At 37.8% G+C, this 12,927-nt stretch carries 13 protein-coding genes; 1 reads left to right on the top strand and 12 read right to left on the bottom strand.

The annotated features are described in order from the left end of the window. Positions 1 to 136 precede the first annotated feature (136 nt). The 7 genes from QSJ81_RS02560 to QSJ81_RS02530 all read right to left on the bottom strand — a co-directional run bounded on the left by QSJ81_RS02560 (position 137) and on the right by QSJ81_RS02530 (position 5,881). Complete coding sequence (locus QSJ81_RS02560) at positions 137 to 1,588, bottom strand: catalase (protein ID WP_285715843.1); 1,452 nt, start codon at positions 1,586 to 1,588, stop codon at positions 137 to 139. Between the two features lie 255 nt (positions 1,589 to 1,843). After that, the gene (locus tag QSJ81_RS02555) at positions 1,844 to 2,275 is read right to left on the bottom strand and encodes a hypothetical protein (protein ID WP_285715842.1); all 432 of its coding nucleotides are present in this window, start codon (positions 2,273 to 2,275) and stop codon (positions 1,844 to 1,846) included. A gap of 14 nt (positions 2,276 to 2,289) precedes the next feature. After that, on the bottom strand, positions 2,290 to 2,736 hold the full coding sequence (locus tag QSJ81_RS02550; RefSeq protein ID WP_285715841.1) for a LytTR family DNA-binding domain-containing protein: 447 nt from the start codon (positions 2,734 to 2,736) through the stop codon (positions 2,290 to 2,292). 240 nt (positions 2,737 to 2,976) lie between these two features. Further along, complete coding sequence (locus tag QSJ81_RS02545; RefSeq protein WP_285715840.1) at positions 2,977 to 3,330, bottom strand: winged helix-turn-helix transcriptional regulator; 354 nt, start codon at positions 3,328 to 3,330, stop codon at positions 2,977 to 2,979. Between the two features lie 65 nt (positions 3,331 to 3,395). Beyond that, the gene (locus QSJ81_RS02540; protein ID WP_285715839.1) at positions 3,396 to 4,013 is read right to left on the bottom strand and encodes a YbhB/YbcL family Raf kinase inhibitor-like protein; all 618 of its coding nucleotides are present in this window, start codon (positions 4,011 to 4,013) and stop codon (positions 3,396 to 3,398) included. A gap of 298 nt (positions 4,014 to 4,311) precedes the next feature. Next, on the bottom strand, positions 4,312 to 5,124 hold the full coding sequence (locus QSJ81_RS02535; protein ID WP_285715838.1) for a nitroreductase family protein: 813 nt from the start codon (positions 5,122 to 5,124) through the stop codon (positions 4,312 to 4,314). Positions 5,125 to 5,233: 109 nt separating this feature from the next. After that, the gene (locus QSJ81_RS02530; protein ID WP_285715837.1) at positions 5,234 to 5,881 is read right to left on the bottom strand and encodes a hypothetical protein; all 648 of its coding nucleotides are present in this window, start codon (positions 5,879 to 5,881) and stop codon (positions 5,234 to 5,236) included. 198 nt (positions 5,882 to 6,079) lie between these two features. Between QSJ81_RS02530 and QSJ81_RS02525 the strand changes: the two genes are divergently transcribed. Beyond that, entirely contained in the window at positions 6,080 to 6,442 is a 363-nt protein-coding gene (locus tag QSJ81_RS02525) for a winged helix-turn-helix transcriptional regulator (RefSeq protein WP_285715836.1), read from the top strand. A 338-nt stretch (positions 6,443 to 6,780) separates the two neighbouring features. On the opposite strand, the gene QSJ81_RS02520 is transcribed toward QSJ81_RS02525, so the two are convergent. From QSJ81_RS02520 to QSJ81_RS02500, 5 genes are all read right to left on the bottom strand, one after another. Then, a complete protein-coding gene (locus QSJ81_RS02520; protein ID WP_285715835.1) occupies positions 6,781 to 7,860 on the bottom strand; it encodes an HlyD family secretion protein in 1,080 nt (359 codons plus the stop codon). Further along, a complete protein-coding gene (locus QSJ81_RS02515; RefSeq protein WP_285715834.1) occupies positions 7,853 to 10,258 on the bottom strand; it encodes an ABC transporter permease in 2,406 nt (801 codons plus the stop codon). Before QSJ81_RS02515 ends, QSJ81_RS02520 begins: the two co-directional genes overlap by 8 nt. Beyond that, on the bottom strand, positions 10,255 to 11,067 hold the full coding sequence (locus QSJ81_RS02510) for an ABC transporter ATP-binding protein (protein ID WP_285715833.1): 813 nt from the start codon (positions 11,065 to 11,067) through the stop codon (positions 10,255 to 10,257). Before QSJ81_RS02510 ends, QSJ81_RS02515 begins: the two co-directional genes overlap by 4 nt. 424 nt (positions 11,068 to 11,491) lie before the next feature. After that, the gene (locus QSJ81_RS02505) at positions 11,492 to 12,103 is read right to left on the bottom strand and encodes a GyrI-like domain-containing protein (protein ID WP_285715832.1); all 612 of its coding nucleotides are present in this window, start codon (positions 12,101 to 12,103) and stop codon (positions 11,492 to 11,494) included. Positions 12,104 to 12,145: 42 nt separating this feature from the next. Further along, a complete protein-coding gene (locus QSJ81_RS02500) occupies positions 12,146 to 12,898 on the bottom strand; it encodes a hypothetical protein (protein ID WP_285715831.1) in 753 nt (250 codons plus the stop codon). Positions 12,899 to 12,927: the final 29 nt, after the last annotated feature.

Genomic DNA, 12,927 nt, shown 5'->3' with positions numbered 1-12,927 from the left:
TCTGATTTCAAGTATTTCACATTATCAAACAAATTCCACAACTTCTATTTTTATCCTCTAAATAATAAAAACCAGCATAAGCTGGTTTTATATTTATACAACTATTTACTTCTCTTTCCTGCAATAAATGTTACCTTTATATGATCAAATTTATTCCCTGTGCTATTCTGCTACCAAGCTCACTATCAATCTGCATAAAATGTTCAATCATTCTCCTTTGAATAGGTTCATATGCTTGATTTAAGCTTTCTACAATATTGGAAACCAAATGTTTCTTTTCCATCACAGTCATAGTTCGATATCTAAACCTGGCCTGACAATAATTGTCGTCTGCTATTTCCTGCCGAGCTATACTGCCTGAAACAAATTCTTGATCGGTTTTCCCTTTCTGAGGTGCCTCCATAGGCATCCCACCACCTAATGTATTGGGTAAATAGTTGGCAATGCCTTCGTTATACATAGTTTGCATGGCTCCGTCTTGCATCATATTTTCAATCGATTTTCTAGGCATATTTATTGGAAGCTGTAAATAATTGGCACCTATACGGTATCTTTGGGTATCTCCATAAGGAAAGATACGGCCTTGCAGAATTCTATCATTTGAAAAATCGATTCCCGGTACAATAGCCGCCGGAGAAAAGGCTGACTGCTCGACTTCTACAAAAAAATTCTCAGGATTCTTATTTAACACCATTCTGCCTACTGGCATTAATGGAAATAATTCTTCCGGCCAAATTTTGGTAGAGTCCAATGGATCAAATGCTTGCTCGCATTCATCTTCAAGGTTCATTATTTGTACACGCATCTCAAATTCAACAGTATGCCCTGCCGCAATGGTATCGAACAAATCTCTACTTGCTACGTCAGGATCCATGCCTGCAAGTTGAACCGCTGTCTTGCTGTCTATATATTCAATACCTTCACAGGGTTCCCAGTGATACTTAACATATACCCCTTCTCCACACAAATTAACCCACTTATATGTGTTAACTCCGTACCCTGGTATTGTTCTATAGCTTTTGACAGTTCCATTATCTGCAAACAAGTAGGTAAGAAAATTCATTGACTCTGGCCTTAACGACATGAAGTCCCAAAAACGGCTGGCTGCTATTGGCCCTCCCCGGACATTAGTAACCGGGTCTGGCTTTAAAGCATGAAACAAATCCGGAAACTGAATGGGATCTCGAATCGGAAACACTGGAATATGGTTGCCAACAAGATCATAATTACCTTCTTCTGTATAAAATTTCACAGCAAATCCTCTGATATCCCGGACTGTGTCTGCACCACCGACAGAGCTGCCTGCTACCGAAAACCTAACAAAAACCGGTGTTTTCCTTTCGGGATCTTGTAAAAAATTTGCCTTGGTAAATGGAGCCATTGAGTTATAGGGTATAAAAAAACCAAAAGCTCCGGCTCCTTTAGCATGTACTACTCTTTCAGGAATTCTCTCCCTGTCAAAATGTGAAATTTTTTCGAGGAAAACTATATCCTGAAGTACTATTGGTCCCCTTTCCCCTACACTTAATGAATTTTGATCATCGGTAACAGGAGCTCCCTGATTGCTGGTAAGATAGCGTTTCGGCATAATTCCATCTCCTCCTTAAACATAAGTCCTATTATGATTTATATTAATTTAAGGATTTCTTATGAATACACCGACGAATTAATGTTGACTTACAAAAGTTTCACTCTTTCATTTCTTTGCTTCATAAATGAAAGAAGACCAAACAAGTGAATTAAAATCACTTCTTTCTATTTTTAGATAAAATTAAACTGCGAGATTTATATTTAATTTTCAAATCAAATATAAATCTCGCAGTTGTTAGAACTTGTAATCAGTTTATTCATTAATGCCGTTCTTATACTCGCTCAGTTTCTCATTAAGCTGTTTTGCTTGTTCTTGGCCGTCAATATACATCATTGCAAAAGCTGCTCCCTTCACAATTAAAATCACAATGATATACATTATTATAAGATTACTATCTATATTAGGACTAATTAAACACAGCCATAGTACTACCATCATATTTGCTAGTGTAGAATAAATAATAAATAAGATTAATTGCGTTTTTTTTCCTAGATCAAGATTATTTACAAACGCAAATTTGAAGAGTGTATATGCTGATGCTATTACAATAATTTGCCATAGCAGTGAGGCTTTAATTGTCTCTATAGAATTAAGCCCCAAAAATATAGCAACAATAATCATCAAACATCCACTAGCTTTAGAAGTATCCTTCAGAAAATGTTTTAAATATTGACTTAATTTCATTACTACAGCCTCCCCTATAATCCCAATTTCTTTCTGAGTACAGGAACATATTGCCGAGAAATAAATATTTTTTCGCCATTTTGAAGCAACGCTTCAAATCTTCCATAGAAAACTGGCCTTACAGAGTCTATTTTCGTAATGTTAAGGATTGTCGATTTTGATGCTCTAAAAAAGTCCCAGTTCTCATATACCTTTTCAATTTCATAAAGCTTTAGTCTTGATTCAAAAACCTTTTCTTGACAATATATAAATACTTTATTGTCAACTGATTCAAAATAAAATACATCTTTAGGATTGATAATATGCATTTGCAAATCTGTAATCCCTACTAGCGTTTTTGAAGCTGATTTAATGGAATAGATAAGCTGCAGTAATGAATCATCAACTTCGTTACATCGTATGATTATCTCTGGCTCAATTCCGTCAGGTATATTTTCAATGGTAATTTTTATCTTGACCACCCCCTCTTCCTATTTCTAGTATATGCTAGTAAATTACTCCATTCAATACACTCAAAAGTAAGCTGCAATATTAGGAAGATAAGCTGCAATATTAAAAGATTTCTTGTAAAGAACAACCATTTTCCACAATCTAAATTCTTTCATTTACTTCTAAGCTTACTCAAAAAAAGTAATCACCGCCGATGCTATCGGGGGTGATTACAAAATTTGCTTCCTAATTCCAACTACTGTATCTAACGATTATATAATGACTTCCTTTGGCAGAACCGCCCCTTGATTTTGATTAAAGTATTCTTGACCTATTTCTTGAAAAACCTCTAAACCACCCAAAAATTTGAAACCGATTTCTGTAAGGAAATATTCTACTTTTAAAGGATAACCTAGGTACGTTATTTTCTCAACAATTCCACACTCAATTAATTCACTCAAGTGTTGTATTAGCATCTTTTGGTTTATACCTTGAATATCTTTATTTAGTGTAGAAAGTTGTTGCTTTCCTAGGCGTAGTCGCCAAATTATAATCGGTTTCCATTTCCCTGAAATCATATCAAGTGTTAATTCTAAAGGACAAGTAAACTCACTTCGTATTTTCAATATTTAATCCTCCTGCCAAACTTAGCTCATTCTACAATTAATGAAACTCCCAAGATCGAATTATTTTAGTTAGTATAAATTGCTTTTAATGTATATTGAGCTAATATATGCCCATCCATAGCTTTATAAAGCTCATTCACGTAAAACCCCTTATGTAAGTCCAGTGAAGTATCTAATGCAAACACATGTATTTCGTAATCGTGATTTTTGTCCGGAGGAGTCGGTCCCCCATATTTTGCTGCTTCATCTCTATCTAATGGTTGCGGGAGTAAACTGCTAGACCAGCTATTTGTCCCTTGGATAAAATCTTTTGCATTTATGCTGGCATTTTCCTCTAATGAATCTTTAGTTAAGTTAGCAACAGACCAATGCAGCCATGAAAATCCTACAACAGGAATCGCATCCTTATCTTCCATGATTATAGCAAATGTTTTAGTGTCTTTAGGATATTCCTTTATTGTTAATGGTATTGAATGAGTTGGTATGCCTTTTGAAAATTGTGCTCCATATTTCCCATACTTTTTATCAATTATACCATTAATAATACCACTACTAGTAACGATCATATTTTTTTCAACTCCTCTTTCTCTTTCAATTTGTTTTGCTGTTAATATTGAGCTGGAAGTATACATTATAAAAACAATAATTAGAGTAACTAGTAATAGATGACGATTTTTAAACATTAAGAAATCTCCCTATACGATTAGAGCAATTTGTTTTTTATAGTCTCCCGATTTTTAAAGTCATTTAATTGACATCAAAATCTTCTGATTTAAAATGACTATAAAATCTTCTTTTGTATACTGTGAGTTTTAAAACGCAATAATCCATCTTTTATCTTAATACCCTCCTTATTAACTTTCCTGCTTTGGACTTATTACTTATGGTACCATTTCAAAGTCAGGTAGTAAATTACACACTTTTTTGTGGGTATTTTTTAGCTAATCAGACAGTCTTTGACTACTACTTTTCTATCTTTTATCATAAAAATGCTACATCTAATGGGTTGCGGTCAACCAGCCTTTTAAATTTATATTTTGGATAACCAACCATAACTGCTCCTGTTATCACTTTATCTTCGGGGATTTTGAACAATTCTATCAAAGGGTAATGGTTTGCAAATATACACATTTCGAAGAGTCCCGCCCAGCAAGAACCTAATCCAAGAGCCGTTGCAAAAAGTTCAAGGTAAGCAAGAGAAAAAATTGTATTCTCTCGTCCATTACTAAAACTCTTTTGCGCAGTCGCTAAAATCAAAGGAGCATGATTACGCAAAATAGTATCTACACCTTTTTCCCTATAGTTACGAACATGATATGGAAAGCTCCAATGAGATGGGGTTTCCTTTTTCAATTCTTCTTCCATCCACTCAATCGTAATCTCAGTAGCCCTTTGAATGATTTTCTTATCCTCAACAATAATATAGGACACCCCTTGCTTATTACTGGCTGTAGGAGCGAATCGAGCGATTTCAACTAACTTTAGTAGTTGTCCTCGTGGAATCGCAGTATCCTTATAGCAGCGAATTGATCTACGTGACCTAAGAAATTGTTGCGCAGTGTTTTCATTTATAACTGGAAATTCTAATAAATCGGACTGATTTGCTAAAGGTGCTCTGCTACTATCAATTGCCATATGAGGACACACAGCAACACAGTGTCCACAACCATTACAGGCTTGTGGTACTATTGCTTCTGGACCATTTTCCCCCATTGCCAAAGCTTTCGGTGGACATACTTCTGCACAAATTCCACAATGAATACATAAGTCTTTATTTACTGTAATTAGCTCCATTATTATCCCCCCATTATTTTTATCGATTTTTCTCTTCTAAATGAAATGAATTAAGTAAAGGGCTGTCTCAAAATGAAATTTTAAGACAGCCCTTTTACCTACTATTCCTTTATTCGTCACCCTTCATAGCGACTCCGTCAACTATGGTGTGAGCTATATCTTTTTTGGACCAGCTTTCTACAGCATGTCCACTAATGATCCGTTTATTATAATTAGTGGGATTATGATCGATTACAGCATATTGGGAGCCGTTATTGCTATTATTAATCACTACAGTTTCAAGATCAGCATTGATATGATAAGAATTAGTAATAACTCCGTCAATGGCGGTGTTAACTACATCATTCTTGACCGAACTTTCCACAATATGCCCACCAACTATCCGTTTATTGTAGTTAGCGGGATTATGATCAATTACGGCGTATTGAGTCCCATTCTTGCTACTATTATTCATTACTACTGTTTCAAGATCTGCATTAATGGGATGGGAATAAGCGGCAACTCCATCTATTGTAGTGTGAACTACATTATTTTTGACCCAACCTTCCACTGTATGTACACCGACTACCTGTTTATCAAAGATAGTCGGGTTATGGTCGATTATTGCATATTGAGAACCATTTTTCCCATTACTAGTCGTTATAGTTTCAATACCTGGCTTTATTGGATTTATTTCTGGGATAATTTGATTAGCTGAAGCAATCCCAGCTGCCATCATATTCATTCCTACTAACGCTGCTACAAAAGTTTTTTTCATTTTCTTTTCCTCCAAGATTTATATTAATTTCAGTGATTTATTCTTTCGGTTTTTCTTTTCCCGAATCACTTCTTATGGTATAATCTTAAATCATAAGGTATTTTTTAGCAAGTAGGTACTTATTTGTTTTATAGTACCTTTTAGTATACCGATATAATTAAATTAGCCCATTAAATGAAACTGCGAGGAGTGAGTATTATGACCATTACGTATAAAAACGCAGAATACAGGTGTGCCATGGACTTAACACTAGGCCTTATCGGTGGAAAATGGAAATCACTGATATTATGGTATATAGGTGAAAAAACAATCCGATTTAGCGATCTCAGGCGATCATTACCCCAGATTACACAAAAAATGTTAACTCAGCAACTTAGGCAGCTAGAAGAAAACGGATTAGTGAATCGATTAATCTATACTCAAATACCACCTAAAGTGGAGTATTCTCTTACAGCGGCTGGTAAAAGTCTTTTACCTATTTTGTCCACCCTCTGCCATTGGGGGCTCAACCATGCAAATGAGGTTGAGTCAACTAAACAAAAGACCAACTGCAAATGTTAACAATAACATAAGAAAAGACTTGGCCTGGTGCCAAGTCCTCGGACGTAGGCGGAGGCCTTAGTCGTTCTTACTTGGAATCAAGAAAGTATTATACTTTCTGATTCCGTAAAAAGATCGTAAAGTACTCTCGCCTTTTTGGTAAAGGTACTTTACGATCTTTTGAACTCAAATCCGGCTCTATGTACGAACTCCCCTTACCAATAGACAAGGAAGCTCTCTTTGCCTTATTAAGCAAGAGAGCTTCCTCGTTATATTACCGGATATTCTGAAAGATAAAGACGTGTATGGACATAGTAGCATATAGACCACTACTAAACTATGATTAGTTCAATTTAGAGTTATGATGCATCAATCGACACCGATGCCGTCATATTCCAACGCATCCGTTCATCCATACGGAGAGGCTCAATGAATACAGCGTAGGTCATGTCACCGCGTTTTTTCTCACCAAAAGGCCTGATTCGCGTTACCTTCCCGGGAAGCTCCAACCCTGGAATTGCATCAAAGGTAATTTTCACCTCCGCCCCCTCCTTGATGCGAGCAATATTAATCTCCGTCAAATCCGTAGTTTTAATTTGCCATTTTGATAAATCTGCTAACTGAATATTATCATTATCTGTTATTTCTACATTTTCATCACGTTTGGCCGGATCAATCGAAACAAATTCACCTACTTTAAGGTCTATTGAGGCTATGGTACCGCTAAAAGGCGCCCGAAGTTCTGTCAGAACGATACTTTCCTGTGTCCCGTGCAATTTTGCTTTAGCCGCAGCTACATCCGCCGCTGTCACTGCAATATCTTCCGATCTTGAACCGGCTTTCGCCATGTCAAGGTCAGCCTCTGCCTGCCGCAATTCGGCCAGTGCTTTTAGATAGGCAGTCTTGTCTTTATCCAGCTGTTGCCCTGAAACAGCTCCCTGTTCAAAAAGTCGCTTTGTTCGCTCAAAATTTACTTTTGCTTCCTCACTCGAAGCACGGTTCTGTTCCATTACTGCCTGCTTCATCGTTACTTCCTGCGGTCTAAGCCCAGCGCTTGTTTTACTATGACTTGCCTGAGCTTTAGCCAATTCCGCTAAATCATTTTGTGATTTGGCTTGAAGCTCCCGGCTATCTAGCCGAACCAAAACTTGCCCAGCTTCTACTTTGTCTCCTTCAGCCACAAGAATCTCCGATATGATACCACTTACGGAGAAACTGAGCACTGAATATTTTACCGGAATCACTTTTCCTTCCGCTACCACCTTATTGCTCGCCTTTACAGGTGGCAAAACCGGCTGCTGCGCTGGCGTATTTTCCCGGTGAAAAGCATAGTATCCGCCACCACCTGCCAAAATAACAATCACTAACACTACAGCTGCCCATTTTTTACCTTTGCTATTTAAAGTCATTAGAAATCCCCTTTGCAATTCATTATTCATAGGCCAAGACCTCCCGTATACTTAACCGAGAAGCATTCCAGGCTGGTAAAAAGCTGGCTACAGCAGCTAGAACAATTACGATGATGAGCCATAATATAGCACCGCCAACAGAAAAACTAAAACTAAAGGGCGCATGCATAAAAGCATCTCCTAGCAGATTGCTGAATAGTTTACTAATCGGTAAGGCGATAATCATCGCCAATCCCCAGCTTAATATCCCAATCAGTACACCTTCAATGATAAATATTCTTCGTACCGCCCAATTGGATGCTCCAATTGACCTCATGATTCCAATCTCACGGGTACGTTCAAGTACATTAATACTCATAGTTCCCATCAATCCTAAACCGCCCACAATGGCAAGCATTAAAGCCATCACGAGTAAGAATATAATAATTACATTAAATTGAGACTGGATTTGAGCCTTTAAATCTGACATCGTCTGTATACGACTTACTGGCATGCCGGAATCTTTAAAATGCTTTTCCAGGGTTTTAGAAATTTGCAGCTGAACATCAGGATCTCGACTTTCTGTAACTGCAAAGACGTTAATACCTTGCCCCGGTTTGCCTATTACATTTGAAAAATAGGAGTAATTAGCATATACAAACGGTCCGGCCATAACCCCTCTGACAATCCCTACTACTGTCCAGTAGGTTTTTTGCTTATCAGACTTACTCAGTTTAATCGCTAATCGGTCGCCTACCTTAACATTTGGATGATCCTTTAAAACCTCAGTATTAATAACTATTCCACTTTCATCCTCAGGTACAAGCCAACGCCCTTGCAGTACAATCGGCTTAAGCATTTTGGTCCCGCTTGGCGGCGCCATGATTACAATCTCAGTACTTTCGCTCTCCCTGCCATCACTTTTCAATAATCTCGCACCGTCAAAACTCCAGCTTTCCGCCTTTGACACACCTGATACGTTCATGGCCGTTTGTTCGAGTTGTTCCACTCTAGACCAATTCTTAACATCAATTTGTATATCATATTTAAAATAATCCAATGCATCCTCAAGTGTTAGCATCATAGAATCGCGCACGCTGAATATAGAGATAAAAATAACCCCGCTGACAGTTAGGGTAATTAGAGTAAGTGCTAAGCGCCCTTTACGGCGAAATGTATTTCTCAGGGATAAAAGAACTGGACGAGATACGCCTTTCATCCGTCTTGTAATTCGATCAATCATCCCTGTACCAAAACCGCCCGCACTACCTACGCCATAAGAGTTAATAGCTTCTCGCACGGTAATCCTAGCCCCTCTAACAACTGGGAGTATTGCAGCCAATAAGGGAATCAGTAGGCCTGTGGCCACTTCAGCAGCTAATACAGGATAAGAAATGGCAAGACCTGAAATATCAAAATTTATGTAACTGGCAATAAATTTTGAAACAGCTCCCGCTGCTAAAATTCCCAAAGGCACAGCTATCATCAATGCCAATAGGCTATAAACAATCACATACATAAGATACATTTTGATAATCTGCTTCGTGGAAGCACCGATCGCCTTCATGACTCCAATTTGCCTGACTTGCTGCGTTAAAAGTGAAGAAATGGTATTTACCAGCAAAAACCCGCTTAATATCAATGACAATATCCCCATTGCACCGAGGGTCATCAATAAAGCATCAATCATGGATTGAGCCGGATGTTCACCTGGCTTATTTTTATACATCCAGAAAACCTTACGTCCACTTTTTTCAATTTTATCCCATACCTTTTGTCCAACTTGAGCGATATATTCTTCCGAAGGGGGATCCCCATCAACCGTGACATTAACGGTATCTAGTTCCCATTTCAATCCTAAGGCATCCAATGTCTCCATAGTGATATATCCATAAATTCTGCCTGAAAAGGCGGTGGGATTCTGGTTAATATCATGAACGACTCCTGCAATACGCAGGCTACGTTTTTTACCATCCGAACTCTCTACCTCCACCTCGTCACCCACGTTGGCCTTTATATCATCCAATCCGCTGCGTTCAATCAGCATCTGTCTCTCTGGTGGTGGCCAGGAACCACTAATCAGTTTCAGCTTATTAATATGAATATCCTTATAATCAGGGATTACAGCCATCTCTAGCTTTTGCCATTTATCAGGCCCCACCTTTACACGCATAGATAGCGTCCGCTGTCCTTGCGCTCCAGAAACACCTTTTACCTTACGAATGGATTCTAAAAATTCCTCTTTAAATGAGCTGGAGTAAATAGTTGCCATAGCCGGATTTGCAGCTTTATAACTACTGCTTAAATCCCGTAATATAATCTCATAAGTACCTGCTACCATGCCGATGGCAAAAACACCTACCGCTATCGATAATACTACCAGCATCGTGCGAATCTTATTATTCAATAGGTCGCGGAGTACCTTGAGCCACCGCACGCCAATCATCATGACGGATTTCCTCCTACAGTGGACGCCTGATTAAAAATTTTATGATCCGTAGTTTGATTTACTATCTCACCATCCGCAACTGTAATTGACCGCCCAACACGTCTCTCTATGTCGCTGTCATGTGTAACCATTAAAATTGTTTTCCCACGCCCAACTAACTCATCAAATAACGTAAAAACAGCATCCGCTGTTTTCGAATCTAAATTTCCCGTTGGTTCATCTGCTACGATAATCGGTGGGTCATTCGCCAACGCACGTACAATTGCTACCCGCTGCTGCTGACCGCCAGAAAGTTCAGTAGGCAATTTATTCGCCTGACCAGTCATTTCAACCATTGCTAACAATGACATCGCCCGTTCTTGCCGTTCACCAGGTCTATACGTATTACAGAAATCCATCGGCAGCATAATATTTTCTAAAACGGATAAGGTAGGTAGTAATTGAAAAAACTGAAATACAATACCGATATTGCGCCCACGCCACACTGCCATTTGGTTTTCTTGCATTTTATGCACGGCTGTACCATTTATCATTACTTCACCAGCCGTGGGGCGATCGACACCTGTAATCATATTAAGAATTGTCGATTTCCCGCTACCTGACTTACCAATAATCGCTAGGAATTCACCTGCATTGACTTGTAAATCAACACCTCTAAGTGCCGTAAAATCTCCTGCATCGGTATGGTATGTCTTTTCTACATGACGCAATTCGATTAAATGATTACTATCCTCGTAATTTTCTACCAACACGCTTTCATTTACCGATTTATCGGCTTTATGTAAAAAACTAAAATATTTCTTATACATGAATATCCTCACGCCCATTTTTTTACAATCATACCATTCATTGCGTCTATTTTCAACCCACCCCTTGCATCACGCCCCTTAGACAAACAATAAAAAATACGGTTAATCTGGCATTTCTCATTTTGCATTCTCCTTCTTCAAAAAATAGAAATATTATGTACAAAAAATTTGTACATAATATTTACGACACAAATAACTTTTAGGTTCGATAAATTCAATGACTATTTATTTGATTTAAGCAATCAGCACCACCCGTCTAACGCATAGCAGGTATTTTTTTGTTTCGCTTCACTCAACAGACTATAGTCTAAAAATAAAAGCCGCCCACAAAAAGGAGTTACACTCCTCTTGTGGGCGTTCAACTTTCTTTAATGATGTTGAACTGCTCTAACCATTCCCATCCTCAACAGATCAATGCCGATAATCACATAATCGGTTGTCTAATAATAGTTTTCCAGTTTTCTGCTTTGCCTCGCCTAGTGTCACTAAGGTAAATTTCATGGTGTTTTCCACTCATCTGATATTGATTGTCCAAAATAAATGTATGAAGTTTTTGCACGGTTGGTCCCTCCTCTGAAAAAGGTCCAATATGTAATATCTGTGCGGCTTTTCCCTCATCATATGTAGCAAAGCTAATTTTATCAGCAGCATTTAGCTTTTTTTCCCGACTTATTTTTTCAACTGCTTCAAAAAAATTCTCATGGGTTATGTGTGATGGCTGCATCATCATTAGCTTCCATTTCCAGTTATCTTTATCTTCCACGCTGAATTTTTTCATATCATCGCACCACCACAGACCTTCCAAGGGCATTACTCCATAGTCTATACTAGCTGATTTTTTAATCATGAATTTCAAGGTATAGGAAACGCTAAACAACGCTTCCACGGCATTTTGAAACTCAAGTGATTCATTTGGATTTCCCTTTCCCTCAATCATGAGAAATCTCATAGCCGGTACCTCTATGACCGAACACGCTTTGGCCGATGCCTTGTATAATTCTTTTAATTCTTTTTTATAATCAACCTTTTCTCCCATGTAATTATCTCCTTTAAATTATCTTCCCTCAACCTGACATAATTATTTTCTATAATAGCCTTTTATACTACAAAAGATCCCCATTATTAAAGCTGTTACGAGGGAAAAAGCAATCGATACAGATAACACAGATAGTAAGTAGATATTATACTTAGCAACTGCCAACACATATTTTAGGGTTTCAATTCCATATAATGATGCACCTATATTAAATAGTACAATCACTAATAAAGTAACGATTAGCCCTGATTTCCCATTATCTATATCCGCCTTACTTAACGCGATATGTGAGGATGTACATATTGTTAATACTAAGAATAGCCAGAAACTTGGCGAACTTATGCTTCCATTGCTCACTATTCCTTTGTACACGATCATGATGGAGTGCCCGGACCATTTTATAAAATCTACTATGTTGTTACTCCCTACAGGGGCTGATACTATGTACATCTGCAATGCTTTGAAGGTATTAGGCTCTAACATGTACATAAAGAATAGTATGGCTGCTGTTCCACTAAATATCGGCCCAATACTTATGAAAAAATTCCCACTTCTTTGATATAGACTATACTTGTTGAAACTGTGATTCACATATCCAAGGGTTGAATTCTTAGGATTGATATCAAAGAGTTTTATAGAAATAATTTTATGCCCAAATAGTAAGCACATTAGAGCATGACCTATTTCATGGATTGGTGTCCCTATACATGCAGTTAACATGATACCCGGTTTACCAAAAGCTTTATATGCCCACCCGTTTGAAAGCGATTCAATCCACCCTAATAACAAACCCACTGCAATTACTATCCCGAATAAATAAAAAA

This window comes from Pelosinus sp. IPA-1, assembly GCF_030269905.1.
Taxonomy (GTDB): domain Bacteria; phylum Bacillota; class Negativicutes; order DSM-13327; family DSM-13327; genus Pelosinus.
Note: the sequence above shows the minus strand (reverse complement) of the source record. Positions and strands in the feature narration are given on the sequence as shown.